At 64.9% G+C, this 22291-nt stretch carries 21 protein-coding genes and 2 pseudogenes; 12 read left to right on the top strand and 11 right to left on the bottom strand.

The genetic code is table 11. From position 1 onward, the window contains the following. Positions 1-34: 34 nt before the first annotated feature. The 5 genes from NKL04_RS03190 to NKL04_RS03170 form a co-directional block, all read right to left on the bottom strand. Entirely contained in the window at positions 35-1096 is a 1062-nt protein-coding gene (locus tag NKL04_RS03190; RefSeq protein WP_023754403.1) for an ABC transporter substrate-binding protein, read from the bottom strand. Positions 1097-1129: 33 nt separating this feature from the next. After that, on the bottom strand, positions 1130-2104 hold the full coding sequence (locus tag NKL04_RS03185) for a PfkB family carbohydrate kinase (RefSeq protein WP_023702157.1): 975 nt from the start codon (positions 2102-2104) through the stop codon (positions 1130-1132). Further along, positions 2101-3135, bottom strand: a complete 1035-nt coding sequence (locus NKL04_RS03180) for an ADP-ribosylglycohydrolase family protein (protein ID WP_023696232.1) — start codon at positions 3133-3135, stop codon at positions 2101-2103. Before NKL04_RS03180 ends, NKL04_RS03185 begins: the two co-directional genes overlap by 4 nt. Positions 3136-3138: 3 nt before the next feature. Then, positions 3139-3864, bottom strand: coding sequence for a GntR family transcriptional regulator (locus tag NKL04_RS03175; protein ID WP_023702156.1), 726 nt, complete (start codon positions 3862-3864; stop codon positions 3139-3141). Between the two features lie 208 nt (positions 3865-4072). Continuing rightward, entirely contained in the window at positions 4073-4843 is a 771-nt protein-coding gene (locus NKL04_RS03170) for an IclR family transcriptional regulator domain-containing protein (RefSeq protein WP_023702155.1), read from the bottom strand. 116 nt (positions 4844-4959) lie between these two features. Here NKL04_RS03170 and NKL04_RS03165 point away from each other — a divergent pair, with 116 nt between their 5' ends. From NKL04_RS03165 to pcaF, 3 genes are read left to right on the top strand one after another with little or no spacing between them, the layout of a single operon-like run. After that, positions 4960-5817: a CoA transferase subunit A gene (locus tag NKL04_RS03165; RefSeq protein ID WP_023702154.1), complete on the top strand. Its 858-nt coding sequence runs from the start codon at positions 4960-4962 to the stop codon at positions 5815-5817. After that, complete coding sequence (locus tag NKL04_RS03160; RefSeq protein ID WP_023702153.1) at positions 5814-6602, top strand: CoA-transferase subunit beta; 789 nt, start codon at positions 5814-5816, stop codon at positions 6600-6602. The genes NKL04_RS03165 and NKL04_RS03160 overlap by 4 nt, the downstream gene beginning before the upstream one ends. A gap of 1 nt (position 6603) precedes the next feature. Further along, complete coding sequence (gene pcaF, locus NKL04_RS03155; RefSeq protein ID WP_031209649.1) at positions 6604-7809, top strand: 3-oxoadipyl-CoA thiolase; 1206 nt, start codon at positions 6604-6606, stop codon at positions 7807-7809. Positions 7810-7822: 13 nt separating this feature from the next. Here the strand turns inward: pcaF and pobA are convergent. From pobA to pcaD, 6 genes and pseudogenes are all read right to left on the bottom strand, one after another. Beyond that, positions 7823-8996 (bottom strand): annotated as a pseudogene (gene pobA / locus NKL04_RS03150) (4-hydroxybenzoate 3-monooxygenase). Continuing rightward, positions 8996-10048 (bottom strand): 3-carboxy-cis,cis-muconate cycloisomerase, encoded by a 1053-nt coding sequence (locus NKL04_RS03145; protein ID WP_023702149.1) that lies wholly within the window; start codon positions 10046-10048, stop codon positions 8996-8998. Before NKL04_RS03145 ends, pobA begins: the two are co-directional and overlap by 1 nt. A gap of 99 nt (positions 10049-10147) precedes the next feature. Continuing rightward, positions 10148-10678, bottom strand: a pseudogene (gene pcaG, locus NKL04_RS03140) (protocatechuate 3,4-dioxygenase subunit alpha); the annotation flags it as partial. Beyond that, positions 10678-11433, bottom strand: coding sequence for a protocatechuate 3,4-dioxygenase subunit beta (gene pcaH / locus NKL04_RS03135; protein WP_023696240.1), 756 nt, complete (start codon positions 11431-11433; stop codon positions 10678-10680). The pseudogene pcaG and the gene pcaH, both read right to left, overlap by 1 nt. Next, the gene (pcaC, locus tag NKL04_RS03130) at positions 11423-11836 is read right to left on the bottom strand and encodes a 4-carboxymuconolactone decarboxylase (RefSeq protein ID WP_023685273.1); all 414 of its coding nucleotides are present in this window, start codon (positions 11834-11836) and stop codon (positions 11423-11425) included. The genes pcaH and pcaC overlap by 11 nt, the downstream gene beginning before the upstream one ends. Beyond that, entirely contained in the window at positions 11829-12638 is an 810-nt protein-coding gene (gene pcaD, locus NKL04_RS03125) for a 3-oxoadipate enol-lactonase (protein ID WP_023691336.1), read from the bottom strand. Before pcaD ends, pcaC begins: the two co-directional genes overlap by 8 nt. A 92-nt stretch (positions 12639-12730) precedes the next feature. Between pcaD and pcaQ the strand changes: the two genes are divergently transcribed. From pcaQ to NKL04_RS03080, 9 genes are all read left to right on the top strand, one after another. Continuing rightward, positions 12731-13648, top strand: coding sequence for a pca operon transcription factor PcaQ (pcaQ, locus tag NKL04_RS03120; protein WP_023685275.1), 918 nt, complete (start codon positions 12731-12733; stop codon positions 13646-13648). A 276-nt stretch (positions 13649-13924) separates the two neighbouring features. Beyond that, a complete protein-coding gene (locus NKL04_RS03115; RefSeq protein ID WP_023702148.1) occupies positions 13925-15223 on the top strand; it encodes an ABC transporter substrate-binding protein in 1299 nt (432 codons plus the stop codon). Positions 15224-15246: 23 nt separating this feature from the next. Then, complete coding sequence (locus tag NKL04_RS03110; protein ID WP_023691339.1) at positions 15247-15987, top strand: ABC transporter ATP-binding protein; 741 nt, start codon at positions 15247-15249, stop codon at positions 15985-15987. Next, complete coding sequence (locus NKL04_RS03105) at positions 15984-16712, top strand: ABC transporter ATP-binding protein (protein ID WP_023685278.1); 729 nt, start codon at positions 15984-15986, stop codon at positions 16710-16712. The genes NKL04_RS03110 and NKL04_RS03105 overlap by 4 nt, the downstream gene beginning before the upstream one ends. Next, a complete protein-coding gene (locus tag NKL04_RS03100) occupies positions 16709-17605 on the top strand; it encodes a branched-chain amino acid ABC transporter permease (RefSeq protein ID WP_023702147.1) in 897 nt (298 codons plus the stop codon). Before NKL04_RS03105 ends, NKL04_RS03100 begins: the two co-directional genes overlap by 4 nt. Continuing rightward, complete coding sequence (locus tag NKL04_RS03095; RefSeq protein WP_023702146.1) at positions 17602-18666, top strand: branched-chain amino acid ABC transporter permease; 1065 nt, start codon at positions 17602-17604, stop codon at positions 18664-18666. Before NKL04_RS03100 ends, NKL04_RS03095 begins: the two co-directional genes overlap by 4 nt. Before the next feature lie 2 nt (positions 18667-18668). Beyond that, the gene (locus tag NKL04_RS03090; RefSeq protein ID WP_023704671.1) at positions 18669-19454 is read left to right on the top strand and encodes a coniferyl-alcohol dehydrogenase; all 786 of its coding nucleotides are present in this window, start codon (positions 18669-18671) and stop codon (positions 19452-19454) included. Positions 19455-19548: 94 nt separating this feature from the next. Then, on the top strand, positions 19549-20994 hold the full coding sequence (locus NKL04_RS03085; protein ID WP_023702144.1) for an aldehyde dehydrogenase: 1446 nt from the start codon (positions 19549-19551) through the stop codon (positions 20992-20994). A gap of 253 nt (positions 20995-21247) precedes the next feature. Further along, a complete protein-coding gene (locus NKL04_RS03080; RefSeq protein WP_023702143.1) occupies positions 21248-22279 on the top strand; it encodes a hydroxyacid dehydrogenase in 1032 nt (343 codons plus the stop codon). Positions 22280-22291 lie beyond the last annotated feature (12 nt).

The following is a 22291-nucleotide window of genomic DNA, read 5'->3' as shown; positions in this document are numbered from 1 at the left end:
CGGCGCCAACCGCCGGCTGGTCCGGACGTGAGCGTTACTTCACGTCGACCTTGAGCTGCTGCCACAGCGCCAGATAGGCCTCGCGCTGCGCGTCGGTGATCGGCGCCTGGAACTGGATGCGCTTGGCCACCTCGGGATCGCCCATCACCTTGCGGTTGAAGGAGTCTTCAGGCAGCGCTTCCACCGCCTTGGTGTTGGCCGACACCGGAGCGCCGACCTTGGTGACCCATTCGACATAGAATTTCGGATCGATCATCCAGTTGATGAAGGCCTGCGCACCTTCGACATTCTTCGAGCCCACCGGGATCGAGAACGCGTCGAGCCAGGCGACGGCGCCTTCCTGCGGAACGACCAGCGAGACCGGCAGCTTGAAGTGGGTCTTGGCGCGATCGGCCGAGCCGCTCCAATAGGTGCCGATGTCGATCTGGTTGGAGGCGACCATCTGGTTCCAGTCGTTCTCCGAGCTCCAGAAGGTCTTGATCTGCGGCATCAGCGAGGTCAGCTTGGTCTTGACCGCGTCCATATCCTTGATGTCGTTGATGTTCTGGCCGGTGGCGATGGCGCCGAACTGCACCGCTTCGACAGCGTCGTCGCGAATGACGACCCGGCCCTTATGCGCTGGGCCCCACATTTCGGCGATCGAGGTCGGCGGCTTGTCGAAGGACTTTTCGTTGATTGCCAGCGCCGTCAAGCCCCACACCCACGGCACGCCATAGACCTTGCCGTCATGGTCGAGCATCGGCGATTGCGCCTTGTCCTTGCTGATGTCGGCATAGTTCGGCAGCTTCGAGACATCGATCGGCTGGATCAGCTTTTCCGCCATCGCCTGATCGTTGAAGGCGGCGTTGATCATGACCACGTCATAGAGTCCCGGATTGGTGCGGATCTTGGTCAGCATTTCCTGTTCGGAATTGAAGAAGTCGTTGACGACCTTGTTGCCGGTCGCCTTTTCGAAGGCTTCGATCGCCCACGGCTCGTCGGCGCCGTAGCCCTTCCAGTTGAGCACATGCACTTCGGCGGCACTGGCGGCCAGCGTGAGCGCGGAGGTGATGACGGCGGTCGCCGTCAGCAGGGCAGTCAGTCTTGGCATGCGCATGTTCGTTCCTCTCTTGTTTGCCCGCTTGGCGGGTCAGGCTGTCTGATGGGCCTTCTGGTTCTGGCCCGGCTCGCCCGTGGCGGCCTGGCTCAGGAAAGTCTGGATCTCGCTGTCGGTCGGCGCCGATGAGCCGCCATGGCGGGTGACGCAAAGTGCTGCCGCCGCATTGGCATAGCGCGCCGCCTCGAAGGGATGCACGCCGCGCGAGAGTGCACTGACGAAACCGCCGATATGGGTGTCGCCGGCGCCATTGGTGTCGATGGCATCGACCTTGAAGCCGGCAATGGTCTGCGTCTCGCCATTGACCAACCTCACGAAACAGCCCTTGGCGCCGGCGCGGATAACGACGCCTTCGGCCTTTGGGCAGTGGTCGGCGAGCAGCAGGGCGGCGAGTGCCTCGACATCGCCTTGCCCAGCGATCTCGACCGCTTCCGTCATGTTGCAGCTCAGCCATGTCGTGCGGGCAAGCACCCGCGACAGGATCGTGCGCGCAATGTCTGCAATGACAGGCGTCGGATCGAAGACGAAGGGAACATCCGCCGGCAGCGCCTCGATCCAGTCGGTCAGCGCGTCGCGGCTTCCGGGATAGCTCAGCGTATAGCCTGACGTGAACACCCAATCATCAGGCGCGACCGCCACGGGCGTCATCATATCCAGGCTGAGCACGCTCTCCGCACCCGGCCACGACACGAAGGTGCGCTCGGCATCCCCGGAGATCATGGCCACGCAATTGCCGCTGTCCATGACCGGCGACGGCGACGTCAGCGTTGTGATGCCTTCGGCCGCAAACGCGGCGCGCAAAAAATCGCCATTCGGTCCGCTGCCGAGCTGGCCGCCGAACACCACCGTCATGCCGGTGCGGCTGGCCGCGACCATCATGTTGAAGCCGCCGCCGGCGACCTGCGCAAAGCTCGACGCGGTCTTCTCGCAGCCCGGCGCCGGCAAGGCGTCGATGCGGTAGACATAGTCGACGACGGCGCTGCCGATATGGACCAGACGCCCACTCATGCCGCGGCATCCTTGCTGGCCTTTGCCGTGCGCGCCGCGACGAGGTCTTCGGCAAGCGAGCGCACCTCCCCCATATCTATGCCGACGAGCCCGGCAATGTGTTGTTGCGGCAGTTGCGAAAAGCCGACGCAGGCGCCGGCCATGCCTGAGGCAATCGCGCCGATCGTGTCGGTGTCGCCGCCGAGATTGGCGCTGATGATTGCCGCTTGCCAGGGATCGCCCTGCGCGACTTCAAGCACGGCGAAAGCTGCCGGCACGGACTCCTGGCTGGCCACACCGGTGCCGACGAGATCGGTGATGAGCCCGATCGCATCCCGCATGGTCTTGCCGCGCACGAGCTCCTGCGCCCAGGCGATACGCGCGGCGATATCGCCACCAGTCACCCAATGTCCGAGCCGGGCGCCTCGCCGCGCGGCTGCTACCGCGCTGTCGGAAGCGGCACGCCAGTCGCCACCGGCGACGCCGTGGCTGGCGGCGGCGGCAACTGCTGCGGCCGAAGCGATGGCGATCGAGGTGTTGTGCGTGGCACGGCAAGTTTCGGCCACCTTGGCGACGAAAGCGTCGAGCGGTTCCAGCGGCATCATGATGCCGACCGGCGCGATGCGCATGGCCGCGCCATTGGTGTCGCCCCGGCTTCCCGCCTCTTCCGCCGGCACGCCGTCATTGATGGCGTCGATGGCGCGCTTGGTCGATGGTCCCAGCAGGTCATAGCTGCCGCGCGCCTTGACCTCGCGCTCCCAGTCGAGCAGTGCGTTCACCCAGCGCGCATGATCGAAGCGGTCGCCGGACTGGACCAGAATGCGACCAAGCAGCAGCGCCTGTTCGGTATCGTCGGTGATGGTGCCGGCAACGAGCCCCTTCGACACCGGATGATCGGCAAACGGCGCCACGAAATCCTCGACATGGCCGTATAGCTCGGCGATCCGCGCCGGCGACAGAAGCTGCGTCGGCATGCCCAGCGCATCACCGAGCGCCCCACCGACAAGCGCGCCCATGGCGCGATCGAGCGTGTCGTTGGTTCTGTCCGGCATCGCTCAAAACCTCATATGCAGCGCGAAATGCGCCGGGTTGAGCAGGCTGGTTACATATTCGATCGGCCGGTCGTCGGCCGCACGCGTCAGCCGGCGTCCGCGCAGGAACGGCGTGCCTTGCGGGCAGCCGAGAATGGCGGCGTCTTCGGCATTCAGCATCTCGATGCCCACCCATTCCTCGCCATGGTCTGGGATGAGGCCGGCGGCGCGCAGCGTCTGGTGCAGCGAGCCTTCGCGCAGGCCACGCAGCGGCACGTCCTCCAGTTCGGGCGACAGCGGCAGGCGGCTGCGTTCGATGGAGATCGCATGGCCGTCGCTGGCATTGGTGCGCACCCGGTCGACGGCGATGAAGAACGGGCTTTCGATGCCAAGGAGCGCGGCAAGCTCGGCATCCTCGATCACTTCAAGCCGCAGCGTCCGGGTCTCGGCATTGGCGCCGGCATTGGCCAGTGCCCGCGACCAGCCGATGGCGTCGTCGACCGGCTTGCCGTCGAAGGTGACGAAGGAGCCGATGCCGACCTTGGTGGTGATCAGCCCGCGGCTGGACAGCTCCTCGAGGCCCTTGCGGACCGTGTTGCGGCTGACGGAAAAGCGCTGGACGAGTTCGTTCTCGCTTTGCAGGCGGTCGCCGAAGCCAAGCACGCCGGAGCGGATCTCATGTTCGAGAACGGTGGCGATCTGCTCGGGCTTGCCCGTGCCGGGAGAAAGTTGAACCGCGCGCCGCTTCATATGGGTACCTGTTCAGTAAACCTGTATAGTCCTGTTCGATATTGGAGTTGAAGGGCGACGTCAACGATATATTTGGATTCACGCATATGCGTTGTGCTCAGGTGCCCCAAGGCATCGTTTGTTCGCATGGCGACGCTAACCGCGTAGGGCGCTCCCGTCTCCGAGACAGAGCGGGGGCAGCGCTTCCCTCAGGCGATTAGCCTTGCGCTCACACGAAGAAAAATTCCTCGATCCGTTGCTTGGCCGTCCGCAGCGCTGGCAGGATATCCCGCTCCATCGCCTCGACGGAGAGCCGCGCCGACTGCGTCGAGACGTTGATCGCCGCCACGGTCTTGCCGGCGCGGTCATAGATCGGCACCGCTATCGAGCGCAGGCCAAGTTCCAGCTCTTCATCGACGACGGCAAAGCCATCCGCCCTCGCCGCGTCGATGGCCTTGGCCAGCGCGGCGCGGCTGGTGATCGTCTTCGGCGTGCGCCGCTCGATCCTCGCCTCTGCAAGCAAGGCCTTCAGCTCATCCGCGCCCAGCCCCGCAAGCAGGACGCGCCCCATCGAGGTGCAATGCGCCGGCAGCCTGGTGCCGACATCGAGCGAAACGCTGAGGATGCGGCGGCCAGGAATGCGCGCGACATAGACGACTTCCTCGCCCGACAGCACCGCCGCGTTACAGGCCTCGTCGAATTGGCCCGCGACGTCGCGCATGATGGATGCCGCGAATGTCCACAGCGAGGCGCCGCCGAGCCAAGAGCGCACGATGGTGAGCAGGCGCGGCGATAGCGAAAACTGCCGGCCGGATTGCGTGGCATAGCCGGTGGCGGTCAGCGTCAGCAGGAAGCGACGCGCGCCGGCGCGGGTCAGCCCCGCCTCCTCCGCCATTTCGGTCAGCGTCATCCCGGCCGGATGCCGGGCCAGTATCTCCATGACTGCAAGGCCGCGCTCCAGCGAGCCGACATGGTCGCGCGTCGTTGCCTTGTCCTCCATGCGGCCTCCGCAAGACAATGCGCCGCCTTGACTCGTCTCGGCGGCGCGATGTAAAAATATCTCATACAAAACAAATGTTCGCAATACGAACTTTTTGAACTTCGGAGTTCTTGGCGATGGTCAATTTCCTGCCGCTCAAACAGGCCGTGGCGGAGAACCTGCATGATGGCGATACGGTGGCCTTCGAAGGCTTCACGCATCTGATCCCGACGGCGGCGGCGCATGAGGCCATCCGCCAGGGCTTTCGCGACCTGACGCTCATCCGCATGACCCCCGACCTGATCTACGACCAGATGATCGGCATGGGCATGGCCAAGAAGATCATCTTCTCCTATGTCGGCAATCCCGGCGTCGGCCTGCTGCGCCGCGCCCGCGACGCCATCGAGAACGGCTTCCCCCGGTCGATCGAGATCGAGGAGCACAGCCATGCCGGCATGGCCAACGCCTACGAGGCGGGAGCTGCCGGCCTGCCTTGCGCGGTGTTCCGCGGCTATCGCGGCGCCGGGCTGGCGGCAGTCAATCCCAACATCCGCTCGGTCACCTGCCCGTTCACCGGCGAGGTGCTTGCCGCCGTTCCTTCCATCCGACCGGACGTGACCTTCATCCACGCTCAGAAGGCCGACAAAAAAGGCAATGTGCTGGTCGAAGGCATTATCGGCATCCAGAAGGAAGCGGTGCTCGCGGCCAAGCGCGCCGTGGTGACGGTAGAGGAAGTCGTCGACAATTTCGACGACCTGCATCCCAACCTCACCGTGCTGCCGCGCTGGACCATCGCTGCGATCTCGGTGGTATCAGGCGGTTCGCATCCCTCCTACACGCACGGCTACTATGCCAGGGACAACGCCGCCTATCTCGAATGGGACGACATCGCCGCCGACCGTGAAAAATTCCAGGCCTGGATGCAGGCCAATGTCCTCGAGCGCACGGCGGACGATTTCGCCGGCCGCGTAAAGCATCTGAGGAGCGCGGCATGAGCGGCTTTACTCCCAATGAGATGATGACGATTGCCGCCAGCCGAGCCCTGAAAAACGACGATGTCTGCTTCGTCGGCATCGGCGCGCCGTCGGCCGCCTGCAACGTCGCGCGGCTGACGCATGCGCCCGACATCACGCTGATCTATGAAAGCGGCACCATCGGCACCGCGCCCGATGTTTTGCCGTTGTCGATCGGTGACGGCGAACTTTGCGACACCGCCGTCACGATCGTCTCGGTGCCGGAGATGTTCCGCTACTGGCTGCAGGGGGGGCGCATCTCCATCGGCTTTCTTGGCGCGGCGCAGCTCGACAAGTTCGGCAACATCAACACCACTATCATCGGCGACTATGCGCATCCCAAGACCCGCCTGCCCGGCGGCGGCGGCGCGCCCGAGATCGCCACCTCGTCGAAGGAGATCTACATCACCATGGCGCAGTCCAAGCGCGGCATGGTCGAGAAGATCGACTTCTTCACCTCCTTCGGCCATGGCGATGGCGGCGACCATCGCCAGCGCCTCGGCATCGAGACATCAGGGCCGACGCTGCTGATCACCGACCTTGCCATCTGGAAGCCAGATCCGGTGAGCAAGGAATTCACCGTGGTGTCGTTGCATCCCGGCGTGACGCGGCTTGAGGTGCAGGACAGCTGTGGCTGGATCGTAAGGTTCGCCGAGGCGCTTGACGAAACGCCGGCGCCGACGGAACTCGAGCTGACGACATTGCGCGACCTGCAGGCCCGCACCAAGGCGGCGCATGAGGGAAGCGGAAAAGAAAAGGCCGCATGACATGACCGAGGCATTCATCTGCGATTACATCCGCACCCCGATCGGCCGCTTCGGCGGCTCGCTGTCGTCGGTGCGGGCCGACGATGTTGGCGCCATCCCGCTGAAGGCGCTGGTCGAGCGCAATGCCGGCATCGACTGGCAGGCTGTCGACGACGTCGTCTATGGCTGCGCCAATCAGGCCGGCGAGGACAACCGCAATGTAGCCCGCATGTCGCTGCTCCTGGCCGGACTGCCGAAGGAAATTTCAGGCTCGACCGTCAATCGCCTCTGCGGTTCCGGCATGGATGCGCTCACCATTGCCGCCCGCGCCATCAAGGCGGGCGAAGCCGAGTTGATGATCGCCGGCGGCGTCGAATCGATGAGCCGCGCGCCCTTCGTCATGCCCAAGGCCGAGACCGCCTTTTCACGCCATGCCGAGATCCATGACACCACGATTGGCTGGCGCTTCATCAACCCGCTGATGAAGAAACAATATGGCGTCGATTCCATGCCGGAGACCGGCGAGAACGTCGCTGAGGACTTCCAGGTGTCGCGCGCCGATCAGGATGCGTTTGCCGTGCGCAGCCAGGACAAGGCTGTCGCGGCACAGGCCAATGGCCGGCTGGCGAAGGAGATCACCCCGGTGACGATCCCACAGAAAAAGGGCGATGCGATTATCGTATCGAAGGATGAGCATCCCCGCGCCGGCACCACGGTCGAGTCGCTGGCCAAATTGCCGACGCCGTTCCGCGAGGGCGGCACCGTCACCGCCGGCAACGCGTCCGGCGTCAATGACGGCGCCGCGGCGCTGATCATCGCCTCCGAAGCGGCTGTGAAGAAATATGGCCTGGCGCCGATCGCACGCGTCCTCGGTGGCGCTGCTGCCGGCGTGGCGCCCCGCATCATGGGCATCGGCCCTGCCCCGGCGACACAAAAGCTCTGCGCTCGCCTCGGCCTGACACCGCAGCAATTCGATGTCATCGAGCTCAACGAAGCTTTCGCCTCCCAAGGCATCGCCGTGCTCCGCCAACTCGGCATCGCCGAGGACGCGGAGCACGTCAATCCGAATGGCGGCGCCATCGCGCTCGGCCATCCCTTGGGCATGTCGGGCGCGCGTATCACTGGCACCGCGGCGCTGGAACTGCGCGAGCGCAGCGCCCGCTATGCGCTGGCCACCATGTGCATCGGCGTCGGCCAGGGCATCGCGGTGGCGCTCGAACGGGTTTGAGTTTGCACCGCCCTTAATAGGGCAGTCCGACATAATTCTCCGCCAGGGCGGCCGACGCTGCCTGCGAATGCACGAGATAGTCGAGCTCGGCTTCCTGGATGCGCTGGCCGAACTCGCCCGTATCGGGAAAGCGGTGCAGCATCGTCGTCATCCACCAGGAGAAGCGCACCGCCTTCCACACTCTGGCCAGCGCCTTGGCTGAATAGGCCTCGAGCCCGCTTGGTGATTTGTCCAGATAGAATTCGCGAAGCCCGGCAAAGAGATAGCGCACGTCGCTGGCGGCAAGGTTGAGCCCCTTGGCGCCCGTCGGCGGCACGATATGGGCGGCGTCGCCGACCAGGAACAGCCGGCCGAAGCGCATCGGCTCGGCGACGAAGGAGCGCAGCGGCGCGATCGATTTTTCGAAGGACGGGCCGGTAACGACGGCGGCTGCGGTCTGTTCCGGCAGGCGACTGCGCAACTCGTCCCAGAAGCGACCGTCGCTCCAGGCGTCGACCTGTTCGTCAGCCGGGACCTGGACATAGTAGCGGCTGCGATGCGTCGACCGCATCGAGCACAGCGCAAAGCCCCGCTCATGGTTGGCGTAGACCAGTTCGTGGTCGGCCGGCGGCACTTCGGCCAGCACGCCGAGCCAGCCGAAAGGATAGGTCCGCTCGAAGGTTTTCAGCGCCCGCCCCAGGCGCCGATTTGCGGCTGACGCCGTGATAGCCGTCGCATCCGGCGATGAAGTCGCAGTCGATGCGATGGCCGACGCCGTCCTTCCCGTAGGTGACGTAAGGCGCTTCGCCATCGAAACTATGCAGCGCGACGTTGGCCGCCTCATAGACGGTGGTCAGCCCGGCCGCCTCGCGCTTGTCCATCAGATCGTGCGTCACTTCGGTCTGACCATAGACGGTGACATGCTTGCCGCCGGTCAGTGCCGTGAGGTCGAGCCGGTGCAGGCCGCCGCCGAACGCAAGCGAGATGCCGGCATGCAGCAGGCCCTCGGCATGCAGCCTTACAGCCGCGCCCGCCTCTTCGAGCAACTCGACGGTGCCTTGTTCGAGCACCCCTGCCCGCACCCGGCCAAGCACATGCTCCCGGCTCGAACGTTCGAGGATCACCGTCTCGACGCCAATGGTGCCGAGAAGCTGGCCAAGCAGCAGCCCGGACGGTCCGGAGCCGACAATGACAATCCGGGTGCGCATCAGTGTCCCAGGCTTTCGATCTGTCCGGCGAGTTCGGCGGCGAGCCGTAGCGCAGCCGCGGTCGCTATAGCCATTTGCGGCAAGAGCAGCCATTCCAGCGTCCAGGCAGCACCGGAGCGCTCCTGCTCATGCACCAGCGCCTGGTGCATGCCGGAAAGCTGGGTGGCGTTGAAGCGCGCCAGCGTCACCAGCACTTCCGCCTTCACCGGGTTCTGCTTGTGCGGCATGGCCGATGAACCGCCGCCGCCGGACAGCTTGATGTCGGTTCCACCTTGCGCCATCAACGCAACGTCCTGGCCGAATTTGCCGAGGCTGCCGGTGACAAGCGATAGCAGCCCGGCGAATTCGGCCAGCGCATCCCGCTGGCTGTGCCATTGCGGCGCGTCGCCAAGGCCGAGCTTTGCGGCAAGGGCTGCGCGCACCGCAGGCCCCTTGTCGCCGAGCTTCTCCAGCGTGCCCGCAGCGCCGCCGAACTGCACCACGAGCAGGCGCCCGGATTGTTCCGACAGTCTCTGCTGATGCCGTTGCAGCGGCGTGCGCCACACCGCCACGCGGTCCGACGCCTGAATTGGGATCGCCGGCTGCATGCGCGTCATCGCTGTCAATGCACGGCTGCCAAAACGTTCTTCCAGCCTCACCAGCCGCAGAATGTTTTCAGTCAGCAGCAGGTCGAGATGTTCAATGAGCCGGCGCAGCCGAAGCACCAGGCCAGTGTCGATGACGTCCTGGCTGGTTGCGCCGAAATGCACGCCGGCGTCGTGCGGCGCGCCGACCGCTGCCTTCAACTGGCGCACCAGTTCGGGCACGATCACGCCATCCTTCGCCACACCGGCCCGCAGCCGCGCGGTGTCCGGCTTGTATGACAACAGGACAGGTATAATCGCCGCGGCGGCATCCGTGCCGATAATCCCGCTTTCGGCTTCCGCTTGCGCCAGCGCGCGCTCGAAATCGAGCATGGCGGCGATTTCCCCATCCACCGAAAAATGCCGAGCCGCCTCCTCGTCGCCAAGCAGGCCGGAAAGCAGCGGATGGTCGAAGGGCGATACGGTCATGTGCTGGTTTCCTCCGTCAGCTGTCGAAGAAGACCGTTTCCTTCTCCCCTGGAGATGGACGTCGAAAATATAGTCGTCGCCTTGCCGCTCGGCGATCAGCGTCGGCACGCGCACCTTGTGCTCGATGCGGGCCAGGATCGGATCCTCGGCATTGGCCTTGGCCTCGTCGGAGAAATAGAGCCGCGTGTGGAGGCCGATATTGATGCCGCGGGCGACGATCCACAGGCTGATATGCGGCGCCATCAGCCGGCCGTCGCCATACGGCACGCGTCCCGGCTTGATCGTCTGAAAACTGCACAGGCCGGTTTCCATGTCGGTCGGCTGACGGCCCCAGCCCTGAAAATCCGGATCGGCATCGCCGCGCAATTCGGCCGGCGAATTGTAGAAGCCATTGGCATCCGCTTGCCAGATCTCGATCAACGCATCCCTGAGCGGCGTGCCGGTGCCGTCGAGCACGCGAATGCGCAAACCGATGCGGTCGCCCTTGGCGTTGTCGTTGAGCATCGTGGCGCCCAGGTCTGTCGGGTAGACGCCGCCGATACCGCCGAAATTCGGCGTCAGCCCGATATGCACGTAGGGCCCGGCGGTCTGCGACGGGCTCTCCTTCAGCCGGGTCAGCGATTGCGCCATCAATTGCCCTCCGGACGGTTTTCGAACAGCGAGGCGCGGCGTCCGCGCAACACGATGTCGAACTTGTAGGCGCGCGCGTCGAACGGGATCGTCGCCTGCATGTCGAGCGCGGCGACCAGCGTCTCGATCGCCGCCTTGTCGCGGATACCGCGCACGATCGGGCATCGCCAGATCAGCGGGTCGCCCTCGAAATACATCTGGGTGATCAGCCGCTGTGCGAAGCCGTGGCCGAACACCGAGAAATGGATGTGCGACGGCCGCCAGTCATTGGGCCCGTTCGGCCAGGGATAGGGACCTGGCTTCACCGTGCGAAAGGCATAACCGCCATCGGCATCGGTGATGGTGCGGCCGCAGCCGCCGAAATTCGGATCGAGCGGCGCGAGATAGCCGTCCTTCTTGTGGCGGTAGCGGCCGCCTGAATTGGCCTGCCAGAATTCGAGCAGCGCGCCGGAGACGCCCTGGCCGCGCTCGTCGAGCACGCGGCCATAGACGATGATACGCTCGCCGATGGCGCTCTCGCCGGGCTTTGCGAAATTGTGGATCAGGTCATTGTCGAGTTCGCCCAGCATGGCGTGGCCGAACACCGGACCGGTGATTTCCGACGCCGTGTTGTCGAAGGCCAGCAGCGCCTTTTGCGGCGAGCGCAACACCGACGTCTTGTAGTCGGGCGTCAGCGCCGGCGGATGCCAGCCGCGGTCGCGCTGGAAGAAGGCTCCGCTCTCGGGCCTGCGGTTCGAGCCGGCATCAGCTGGCATGGCCAGCCCTGCTTCCGTCCATTTCCGAAAACACCTCCTTGGCGATCCTGAAGGCGCGGTTGGCGGCCGGCACGCCGGCATAGATCGCGACATGCAGGAACGCTTCGCAGATATCGTCGCGCGACGCACCGGTGTTGGCGGTGGCGCGCACATGCATGGCGACCTCTTCATCATGGCCAAGGGCCGCCAGCAATGCCAGCGTCACGATCGAGCGTTCGCGCCTGCTGAAGCCCGGACGCGCCCACACAGTGCCCCAGGCTGCCTCGGTGATCAGCTCCTGGAACGGCCGGTCGAAATCGGTGACGGCATCCTCGCTGCGATCAACATGAGGGTCGCCGAGCACCGAGCGCCTGACGGTCAGCCCGGTCTGGTATCTGGTTTCGTTTTTGGGCAGTTCATCCATGGGTCTGCTTTCTCAGGGGAAGCGCCGCGACGAAATCGCGGATGAGGGTGGTCAGCGCCTTGGGCTGTTCGACGCAAGGGATGTGCGCGGCGTCACGAATGATTTCGAAATGTGCGCCTGGGATCAGATCGGCCAGCCAGCGGACGAGATCCGGCGGCGTCGAGCCGTCCTGGTCGCCAACGACGCAAAGCGTGGGTACCGCGATCCCCTGCGCGGCCTCGGTGAAATCGGCATCGCGCACCGCGGCGCAGGTGCCGATATAGCCGGCGACGGCTTGCCGGGTCATCATGTTCCAGTAGCCGTCGAGCTCGGCGACACGGTCCGCGTGGAAGGCAGGCGTAAACCACATTTTGAGCACGGCATCGGCGATGGCCTGGATGCCTTTGCTTTCGACCGTTTCGATGCGGGTGTTCCAGCTGTCGGCAGTGCCGATCTTGTGGGCGGTGTCGCACAGGATGAGGCCGTCGACGATTTCGGGGCGCCGGGCATAAAACCCTTGCGCAATCAGGCCGCCCACCGACAGGCCGCACAGCACCGCATTGTTCAGTTCGAAATGATCGATCAGGCCCGACAGATCATCGACATGCTCGTCGATCGAGCTGACGCCACCAATGTCGGACAGGCCATGGCCGCGCTTGTCGTAGACCAACGCAGGCATTTCACCACCCAGTTCGGACAACACCTCGTCCCAGATGCGGAAGTCGGTGCCCAGCGAATTGATGAACACGATCGGCCGCGCATTTCCCTTCGCCTTGATGTGGCGATGGTGCAGCGTGATGCCGCCAATGTTGACGAATGGCACGATTTCGATCCTCCGTGTTCACATTGCACAAGGCATTTGGTTTGGTAAAATGATATTTTACGCCGTTTCATTAACTGCTAGGTTATGAGAACATGTCCGAAAGCCGCATAAGGTTCCGTCACCTGCAGGCATTCCTTGAGGTAGCGCGGCAAGGCAGCGTGGCGAGGGCGGCCGACTTTCTCCATGTCAGCCCACCGGCCGTGACCAAGACGTTGCGCGAACTGGAGGAGGCGCTTGGCATCGCTGTCGTCGAACGCGACGGCCGCGGCATCAGGGTGACGCGGCTTGGCGAAATCTTTCTCGGCCATGCCGGCACGGCGATCACGGCACTTAAGCGCGGCGTCGATTCCGTCCGCCAGGACGGCGCCATCAACCGGCATCCGATCCGCATCGGCGCGCTGCCTACAGTGTCGGCCAAGGTGATGCCACGCGCCATAAGCCTGTTCCTGAGTGAAAATACCGGTGCTGCGATCAAGATCGTCACCGGCGAGAACGCGGTCCTGCTGGAACAGTTGCGCGTCGGTGCGCTCGATCTCGTCGTCGGCCGGCTTGCGGCGCCGGAAAACATGACCGGCTTCTTCTTCGAGCATCTCTATTCCGAACCGGTGCTGTTCGTGGTGAGGGCCGGCCATCCGCTGCTGCAGCCGGGCCAGGACATCTTCGCCCGGCTCGATGAATTCCCGGTGCTGATGCCGACGCGGGAGTCGGTCATCCGCCCGTTCGTCGACCGCCTGTTCATCACCAACGGCATGACGGCGCCTGCGACCGAGATCGAGACCGTCTCGGATTCCTTCGGCCGTGCCTTCCTGCGCCAAAGCAATGCGGTCTGGATCATATCGACAGGCGTCGTCGCCAACGAACTCTCCAGCGGCGCCTTCGTCGCCTTGCCCGTCAACACCGAGGAAACCAAAGGGCCGGTCGGCCTGACGATGCGGACCGACACTGCGCCTTCGCCGGCCTTCACCATCCTGCTGCAGACAATTCGCGAGGCGGCCAGCCAGAACGCCTGAGCACCTTTCGCCAATCTGGCGCAGAGCGGGCCTTCAGCCGTATTTCCATAACCTGTTGGTTAACGAAACACCGCAAAATATCATTTTACCAAACCAAACACCTAGGGCACTGTGACGATGGGAGGATCGAAATCGTGCCGTTATCGGCATTGGCGGCGTTCCGCTGCCGCCTCAAGGCCTGCCGGGGCGATCTCCGATCTTAAGAACGGGCGGCATCGATTTTGAGCAGGCCGGCGGTGACCTCCAGGTGCCGTCAGGAAAGGGAGGAATACCAGCATGACCTCAAGCAAATCCGGCGTCTCGCGGCGCCAGTTCATCGCCACATCGCTCGCCGGCGGCGCGGCACTTGCGCTCAGCCGCGGCCAGGCATTCGCGCAGGCCGCCGACACGCTGAAGGTCGGCTTTGTCAGCCCGCGCACCGGGCCGCTCGCCGGCTTCGGCCAGACCGACGGCTATGTGCTCGATCTCGCCCGCAAGGCGCTCGCCAACGGCCTCGACATCGGCGGCAAGAAATACAGTGTCGAGATCATCGACCAGGACACGCAATCCGACCCGTCGCGCGCCGGCCAGCTCGCCAAGGACCTCATCAACAACCAGGCCGTCGACCTGATGCTGGCGGTGTCGACGCCGGAGGTGATCAACCCGGTCGCCGACGCCTGCGAAGCCGCCGGGGTGCCTTGCCTCTCCACCGTCATGCCGTGGGAGGCCTGGTATTTCGGCCGCGGCGCCAAGCCCGGCGAACCCTCGCCGTTCAAATGGACCTATCATTTCGGCTTCGGCGTCGACGAGTTCTTCCGGACCTACATCTCGCAATGGAACCTGATCGAGACCAACAAGAAGGTCGGCGTTATGTATCCCAACGACGCCGACGGCAATGCCATCCGCACCCATCTGGCGCCGTTGCTGGCAAAGCAGGGTTTCACCATCGTCGATCCCGGCGCCTACGAGACCGGCACCACCGACTATTCCTCGCAGATCGCGCTGTTCAAACAGGAAGGCGTCGAGATCTTCAACTCCTTCCCGATCCCGCCGGACTTCGCCGCCTTCTGGCGCCAGGCCGCGCAGCAAGGCCTGATCAAGCAGATCAAGATCTGCCAGGTCGCCAAGACCGGACTGTTCCCATCCGACATCGAGGCGCTCGGCGATCTCGGCAACAAGATTTCGAGCGCCGCTTACTGGCACAAGGCCTTCCCCTACAAGTCGCCGTTGACCGGCGTGTCGGGAACCGAACTGGCCGACGGCTATGAGGCCGCAAGCGGCAAGCAGTGGACGCAGCAGCTCGGCGCCTCGATGTCGCTGCTCGACGCCGGCTTCGAGGCGCTGAAGGCAAGCACCGACGCCAAGGACAAGGCGGCCGTCGCCAAGGCGCTGAGCACGCTCAACACCGAGACCATGATCGGCAAGGTCGACTTCACCAGCGGCCCGGTCGCCAATGTCTCTCCCGGCCCGATCATCGGCACCCAATGGGTGGCGGCCAAGGAAGGCGGCAAATTCCCGCTCGACTACGTCGTGACCGAGAACGCCACCGACCCGAAGGTTCCGGTCGAGGCCAAGCTCCAGCCGTATAACAGCTGACGGTCGGTTACGGGGATCGCATCGTGAACGGTTCAGCAAACGCCGCGATCCTCCGCGCTGCCGGCATCCAGAAACGCTTCGGCGCGCTGGTGGTGCTCGACGATGTCGACTTCGCCATGAATGCCGATGAGGCCGTCGGCATCGTCGGCCCGAACGGCGCCGGCAAGACGACGCTGCTCAGCATCTTGTCAGGCGCCTTCCCGCCGAGCGCCGGCACGGTCGCCTTCAAGGGTGGCGATGTGACCGCGATGCCGGCTACAGCGCGCTGTCGTCTCGGCCTGGTGCGCACGCACCAGGTGCCCAAGCCGTTCAGCGGCATGACCACGTTCGAGAACGTTTTTGTTGCCGCGTCGCATGGTGCCGGTCTCGCCCGCGACGAGGCCTATGAAGAGGCGCTGGAGTCGCTGAAACTGTGCGGCATGATGGGCGTGGCCAACCGGCGCGCCGAAACGCTCGGCCTGCTCGACCGCAAGCGGCTGGAACTTGCCCGCGCGCTCGCGGCAAGGCCTACGCTGCTTCTGCTCGACGAGATCGGCGGCGGACTGACCGATGGCGAGGCGAGCGAACTTGTCGATACCATCAAGGAATTGCGCCGCCGCAAGATCGGCATCGTCTGGATCGAGCACATCGTCCACATCCTGCTGCAGGTGGCAGAGCGGCTGATCTGTATGGACGCCGGCAAGATCATCGCCGATGGCGAGCCGCAAGCGGTGATGGCCGACCCGGAAGTCGTGCGCGCCTATCTCGGCGGAGGCCCGAAATGAGCCTGCTCGCAATCGAGAATCTGGTCGTCCGCCATGGCCTGTTGCAGGCGGTGCGCGGTGTGAGCTTTACGATCGAGCGCGGCGAAACGCTGGCGCTGGTCGGCGCCAACGGCGCCGGCAAGACGACGCTGCTGCGGGCGATCGCCGGCGCCCATGAGCCGACGGCCGGCCGCGTGCTGCTGAATGGCGCCGATATCACCGGCGTTCCCTCGCACAAGCGCGTCGGCATGGGCGTCGCGCTGGTGCCGGAAGGGCGAAAACTGTTCGTGCAAATGACGGTCGAGGAGAACCTCCTGCTTGGCAAGACCGCCGGCCGTCCCGGCGACTGGAGCGTGGAACGAGTGCTCGACACGTTCCCCAATCTGAAGCCGCGCCGCCATGCCAAGACCGGGCATCTCTCCGGTGGCGAGCAGCAGGCCACCGCCATCGGCCGCGCTTTGATGAGCAATCCCGAACTGCTGCTGCTCGACGAGGTCTCGCTCGGCCTGTCGCCGCTGGTGGTCGATCGCGTATACGCTTCGCTGCAAGGCCTGATCAGCTCCGGCACGACGATCATCCTGGTCGAACAGGACCTCAATCGCGCGCTCTCGGTCTCGGACAAGGTCATCTGCATGCTCGAAGGCCGCGTCGCGCTGGAAGGCCCGAGCAAGGGCATGTCCCGCGATGAAGTGACGAAAGCCTATTTCGGTCTGCACAGAAAAAGCGCCGGGAGTGTGCCGGCATGAGCAACCAGATCGTCCAGGGCATCCTGCTCGGCGGCTACTACGCGCTTATCGCCTGCGGCCTCTCCTTCATGTTTTCGGTGATGCGCATAATCAACCTCGCGCATGGCAGCCTGGCCGTGTTTTCCGCCTATGCGCTGTGGTGGCTCGCCTCGCAATTCCATATCTCGCCCTTCGTCGGCCTGCTCATCGTGCTGCCGCTGATGGCGGCCATCGGCTGGGCGCTGCAACGCTTCCTGCTCGAGCGCAGCGCCCGTGGAGGCGCGCTGCTGCCGATCCTGACCACGTTCGGCCTCGCCATCGTCATCGACAATGCGCTGTTCGAGCAGTTCGGCGCCGACACACGTTCGCTGGCGCCCTATATCGGCAGCCTCTCCTACGATTCCTGGGAATGGCCGGGCAGCATCTATGTCGGCAAGCTTGCCGTGATCATGTTCGCCGCCGCCGTCATATTGCTTGGCGGACTGCAGCTGTTCCTTACCAACACCAGGCTTGGCCGCTCGATCCGCGCCACGTCGGAAGATCCCGACACGGCCGGTCTCGTCGGCGTCGATGCGCGCCGCGCCAACGCCCTCGCGGCCGCCATCGCCATGGTCACGGTCGGTCTTGCCGGTGCCTTCCTCGGCATGCGCGCCACCTTCGATCCCTATACCGGCGCACCTCAATTGCTGTTCGCTTTCGAGGCGGCGGTGATCGGCGGCGCCGGTTCGCTGTGGGGCACGCTGGTCGGCGGCATCGTGCTGGCGCTCGCCCAGACGCTCGGCGCGCAGGTGCATCCGCAAGGCTTCCTCATCGGCGGCCATGTCGCCTTCCTGATCGTGCTGTTCATCCGGCTCTCGACGTCCGGCCTTGGCCTGTGGGGCCTGGTGCGCCTGCCCGCGAGGAAAGCATCATGAGCGCGGTTTTAAACGCCCCCGCTATCGAGCGCGGCACCTCCGCCTCGCGCATCTCGGCGATTGCGGTCGTCGTCATCATCGCGCTGCTTGGCGTCGCGCCGCATTTCCTGTCGGCCGGCGCCGTCGACCGCGTGACCGCCTTGTTCATCTATGTGATCCTGGCAGCGATGTGGAACGCGCTGGCCGGCTTCGGCGGGCTGGTTTCGGTGGGACAGCAAGTGTTCTTCGGCCTCGGCGCCTATTTCACCATCCGCCTGGCCGATGCCGGCCTCAACCCGTTCGCTTCGCTGTTCGTCTCCGCGATCATTGTCGGCGCGATCTCCTGGCCGATGTCGCTGTTCATGCTGCGGCTCAGGAACGGCGAGTTCGCCATCGGCATGTGGGTGATCGCGGCGCTCACCCATCTCCTGGTCAATCTCGACCGGCTGGTGCAAGGCGAGACCGGGACGTCGCTGATCTCGCTCAACGTCTATGACGCCGGTTCCAGGCGGGCGACGATCTACTGGCTGGCGCTGGCCGCGATGACGGCGCTGCTCGCCACCCTGTTTAGCCTGCTGCGCGGCAGCACGGGTGCGGCCATCCGCGCCATCAGGGACAATGAGGAGGCCGCGGCATCGGTCGGCGTGCGCGTCACCGGAACCAAGCGGCTGCTCTTCGTGCTCGCCGCCTTCGGCATCGGCATGGCCGGCGCGCTGTGGTTGGCCACGTCGATCACCTTCCAGCCGAAAACCTACTTCAACGTCCAGTGGACCGCCTACATGATCTTCATGGTGCTGGTCGGCGGCATCGGCACCTTCGAGGGCGCCATTCTGGGTGCGCTGCTGTTCTTCCTCATCGAGACCTGGTTCGGCGGCACCGGCGTCTGGTATCTGATCGGCCTCGGCGCCACGGCGGTGCTGTTCTCGCTGTTCCTGCCGCGCGGCGTGTGGGGAACGCTGGAGGAGCGCCTTGGCCTGCGCCTGCTACCGGTCGGCTACCGGGTCAGGCTGCCGGCAAACGCCGGCGATAGTGACGCGACGCCTTCGCCGCAACAGGCCGCAACGCATAGTGAAAAGGCGTGACCATGCTGTTCGGCAAGACCATCCTCATCACCGGTGTCGCCTCTGGTATCGGCGCTCGCACGGCCGAACTTGCCGGCCAACTGGGCGCTGACGTGATCGGCGTCGACGTGCGTGAACCGGCAGCATCGGCCGGCAGTTTCGTCAAGGCTGACATCTCATCCAAGGCCGGCGTCGACGATCTCCTCGGGCGCCTGCCGCAGCGCATCGATGCGCTCTGCAATGTCGCCGGCCTCCCCGGCAACACCGGTGCGGTGTCGACACTGGCCGTCAACTTCTACGGCCTGCGCGCGCTCTCGGAAGGCCTCGCACCCAGACTTCGTGAAGGCGGCGCCGTGGTCAACGTCGCCTCGATCGCCGGCTATGGCTGGCGCGCCAATCTCAACCGCGCGGCATCGATGGTCGGCATCGAAGGCTTTCCCGATGTGGCGGAGGTGGTCGCCGACCATCAGGTGAAGAACGAGGAAGGCTATTCCGTTTCCAAGGAGCTGCTGCTGTTGTGGACGCAGAGCGCCGCGCATCAGGACCTGTTCAGGAGCCGCGGCATCCGCGTCAATGCAGTGAGCCCCGGCCCGGTCGAGACGCCGATCCTCAAACAGTTCCGCAATGTGCTGGGTGACGCCCGCGTGGACAGCGACATCGCCAGGGTCGGGCGCGCCGGAACCTCGGGCGACATCGCGCCTGTCGTGCTGTTCCTGTGCTCGGACGGCGCACGCTGGGTCAACGGCGCCAATGTGCCGGTTGACGGTGGGCTTGAAGCATCGATCAATGCCGAGGTGCTCGGCTTCTAGACCATGATCCCGAAAAGTGGGAGCCGGTGTTCGGATCAGATCGTGGTCGATAATAGATAGAAAAGACGCTCCACGGCGAGCGAGGGAGAGAACAATGGACATCGGACTTCTGATCGACGGCGACAAAAGGGATGCCTCCGGCTCAGCCTCTTACGAGCGCATGGACCCGTTCACCGGCAAGCTGGCGACCCGCGCTGCCGCAGCCAGCATCGCCGACGCCAATGCCGCGGTCGAAGCCGCTGCTGCCGCTTGCAAGACGTGGTCGAAGACCGGTCCGGGCGAGCGCCGCGCTTTGCTGTCCAAGGCGGCCGATGTCATGGACTCCAAGGTCGGCGAATTCACCAAGTTGATGATGGAAGAAACCGGCGCGACCGGCCCCTGGGCCGGCTTCAACGTCATGCTCGCCGCCAAAATGCTGCGCGAGGCAGCCGCCATGACGACGCAGATTTCGGGCGAGGTCATTCCCTCCGACAAGCCCGGCACGCTGGCCATGGCGATCCGCCAGCCGGCCGGCGTCTGCCTCGGCATCGCGCCGTGGAATGCACCGGTCATCCTCGGAACCCGTGCCATCGCCATGCCGATCGCCTGCGGCAACACGGTTGTGCTGAAAGCTTCGGAAATGTGCCCAGGCACACACCGGCTGATCGGGCAGGTGCTGGTCGAGGCCGGCCTGCCCAAGGGGGTCATCAATGTCGTCACCAATGATCCCAAGGACGCAGCGGCAATCGTCGAAACACTGGTCGCGCACCCTGCAGTCAGGCGTGTCAACTTCACCGGCTCGACCAAGGTCGGCAGGATCATTGCCGAACTCGCCGGCCGTCACTTGAAGCCGGCGCTGCTCGAACTCGGCGGCAAGGCGCCGCTGGTCGTGCTCGACGATGCCGACATCGACGCCGCGGTCAATGCCGCGACCTTCGGCGCCTACATGCATCAGGGCCAGATCTGCATGTCGACCGAGCGTCTGGTCGTCGATGAAAAGGTCGCCGACGAATTCGTCGCCAAGCTCGCCGCCCGCGCCGCGCAGCTGCCTGCCGGCGACCCGCGCGGCCATGTCGTGCTCGGTTCGCTGATCAGCGACCAAGCCGCCGACAAGATGGAAGAACTGGTTGCCGACGCCGTCGCCAAGGGCGCCAGGCTTGTGGCCGGCGGCAAGCGCACCGGAACCGTGGTCGAGGCGACATTGCTCGACCACGTGACGCCAGCGATGCGCGTCTATTCGGAAGAATCCTTCGGCCCGGTCAAGCCGGTGATCCGCGTCAAGGGCGAGGACGAATCGGTACGTGTCGCCAACGATACCGAATACGGCCTGTCTTCAGCCGTGTTCAGCCGCGACATCCGCCGTGCCATGGCGGTCGCCGCGCGCATCGAAGCCGGTATCTGCCACATCAACGGCCCGACCGTCGGCGACGAGGCGCAAATGCCGTTCGGCGGCGTCAAGGGTTCAGGCTACGGCCGCTTCGGCGGCAAGGCCTCGATTGCCGAGTTCACCGACCTGCGCTGGCTGACCATCGAGGATCCGGGGCAGCACTATCCGTTTTGACTCCACCTTCTCTCACAGGGGAGAAGGAAAGGAGCCCTCAGGGCCGTTGCCTGGCGAGCCAATCGGATTCCCGCATCAAAACCCGGCAAGGCTCGAGCCACGCGATCGGCGGCCCCTCCCGGAGTTGTAAATCGTTTAATCGTGGGTATTTTACCCCTCAAGCACATGCCGCCGGACGGCGGCAAGCGGTTTTGGGACTACCGCAAGTGCAAAGCAAAATACGCGATACGGATCGCGCCGGGGAGGAATCGTTATGCCAAACAAGGCCCTGCCGCTGGTCATCAGCGCGCCGGAACCACGCACGCTCGACCTGATCTTCACCTCACCGCAGCTGGCGCGCCTCAAAGCGCGTTACCGCGTCGTCGAGACGACGGCCGAGGGCGTGGCGAACTTGCCCGCCGACGTGCTGGCCGAAGCCCGCTATATTATCGGCCAGCCGCCGATCTCGCCCGAGACCTTGGACCAGATGCAGGCGCTGCGTTGCGTCTTCAATGTCGAGACCAACCTCATCAACAACATGCCCTATGAGACGCTGTTTGCGCGCGGCATCCATGTCGTCACCACCGGCCTCGTCTTCGCCGAGCCGGTGGCCGAGCTTGGCCTCGCCATGGCGCTCAACCTCGCCCGCAACATCGTCGATGCTGACCTCGCCTTCCGCAAAGGCGAGGAGCTGTGGGGCGGTGACGGCAATTTGACGGCGCGGCTTCTGTCCGGCGCCGATGTCGGCATCATCGGCTTCGGCGATCTCGGCCGTGCGCTCAACCGACTGCTGTCGGGTTTTCGCACCCGCACCAAGGTCTTCGATCCCTGGCTGCCGCCATCGATCCTGATCGACAATGGCGTCGAGCCGGCCTCGCTGGACGAGGTGCTGTCGACCAGCGATTTCGTCTTCGTCGTCGCTTCGGTGACCTCAGAGAATCAGGGCTTTCTCGGTGCCAATGCTTTTGCCTCCATGCGCAAGGGCGCCGCCTTCATCCTGCTCAGCCGCGCCGGCGTGGTCGACTTCCCTGCCCTGATGGCGGCGGTGAAAAGCGGCCACATCGTCGCCGCCAGCGATGTCTTCCCTGAAGAACCGCTGGCGCAGGACCATCCGGTCCGCACGATCCCCGGCTTCCTGCGCTCCGCCCACCGCGCCGGTGCGCTTGACATCGCCTTCAAGCGCATGGGCGACATGGTGCTGGAGGACATGGACCTGATCGACCGCGGCCTGCCGCCTCTGCGCTCCAAGCGCGCCGAGCGCGAGACCGTGTCAAGGATGCGTTCGAAGCCGGCGGACAGGAACTAGTTATCGCGATAA

This window comes from Mesorhizobium sp. C264A, from assembly GCF_040324515.1.
Taxonomy (GTDB): Bacteria; Pseudomonadota; Alphaproteobacteria; order Rhizobiales; family Rhizobiaceae; genus Mesorhizobium.
Note: the sequence above shows the minus strand (reverse complement) of the source record. Positions and strands in the feature narration are given on the sequence as shown.

What these genes read in the sequence shown, in the direction of transcription:
- NKL04_RS03090 (WP_023704671.1), top strand. Translation starts at nt 18,669, where the DNA reads ATGCTGTTCGGCAAGACCATCCTCATCACCGGTGTCGCCTCTGGTATC.
- NKL04_RS03180 (WP_023696232.1), bottom strand. Translation starts at nt 3,135, where the DNA reads ATGCCGGACAGAACCAACGACACGCTCGATCGCGCCATGGGCGCGCTT.
- NKL04_RS03085 (WP_023702144.1), top strand. Translation starts at nt 19,549, where the DNA reads ATGGACATCGGACTTCTGATCGACGGCGACAAAAGGGATGCCTCCGGC.
- NKL04_RS03190 (WP_023754403.1), bottom strand. Translation starts at nt 1,096, where the DNA reads ATGCGCATGCCAAGACTGACTGCCCTGCTGACGGCGACCGCCGTCATC.
- NKL04_RS03165 (WP_023702154.1), top strand. Translation starts at nt 4,960, where the DNA reads ATGGTCAATTTCCTGCCGCTCAAACAGGCCGTGGCGGAGAACCTGCAT.
- NKL04_RS03115 (WP_023702148.1), top strand. Translation starts at nt 13,925, where the DNA reads ATGACCTCAAGCAAATCCGGCGTCTCGCGGCGCCAGTTCATCGCCACA.
- NKL04_RS03170 (WP_023702155.1), bottom strand. Translation starts at nt 4,843, where the DNA reads ATGGAGGACAAGGCAACGACGCGCGACCATGTCGGCTCGCTGGAGCGC.
- NKL04_RS03145 (WP_023702149.1), bottom strand. Translation starts at nt 10,048, where the DNA reads ATGACCGTATCGCCCTTCGACCATCCGCTGCTTTCCGGCCTGCTTGGC.
- NKL04_RS03160 (WP_023702153.1), top strand. Translation starts at nt 5,814, where the DNA reads ATGAGCGGCTTTACTCCCAATGAGATGATGACGATTGCCGCCAGCCGA.
- NKL04_RS03095 (WP_023702146.1), top strand. Translation starts at nt 17,602, where the DNA reads ATGAGCGCGGTTTTAAACGCCCCCGCTATCGAGCGCGGCACCTCCGCC.
- pcaH (WP_023696240.1), bottom strand. Translation starts at nt 11,433, where the DNA reads ATGCCAGCTGATGCCGGCTCGAACCGCAGGCCCGAGAGCGGAGCCTTC.
- pcaQ (WP_023685275.1), top strand. Translation starts at nt 12,731, where the DNA reads ATGTCCGAAAGCCGCATAAGGTTCCGTCACCTGCAGGCATTCCTTGAG.
- NKL04_RS03175 (WP_023702156.1), bottom strand. Translation starts at nt 3,864, where the DNA reads ATGAAGCGGCGCGCGGTTCAACTTTCTCCCGGCACGGGCAAGCCCGAG.
- pcaC (WP_023685273.1), bottom strand. Translation starts at nt 11,836, where the DNA reads ATGGATGAACTGCCCAAAAACGAAACCAGATACCAGACCGGGCTGACC.
- NKL04_RS03105 (WP_023685278.1), top strand. Translation starts at nt 15,984, where the DNA reads ATGAGCCTGCTCGCAATCGAGAATCTGGTCGTCCGCCATGGCCTGTTG.
- NKL04_RS03185 (WP_023702157.1), bottom strand. Translation starts at nt 2,104, where the DNA reads ATGAGTGGGCGTCTGGTCCATATCGGCAGCGCCGTCGTCGACTATGTC.
- NKL04_RS03080 (WP_023702143.1), top strand. Translation starts at nt 21,248, where the DNA reads ATGCCAAACAAGGCCCTGCCGCTGGTCATCAGCGCGCCGGAACCACGC.
- pcaF (WP_031209649.1), top strand. Translation starts at nt 6,604, where the DNA reads ATGACCGAGGCATTCATCTGCGATTACATCCGCACCCCGATCGGCCGC.
- NKL04_RS03100 (WP_023702147.1), top strand. Translation starts at nt 16,709, where the DNA reads ATGAGCAACCAGATCGTCCAGGGCATCCTGCTCGGCGGCTACTACGCG.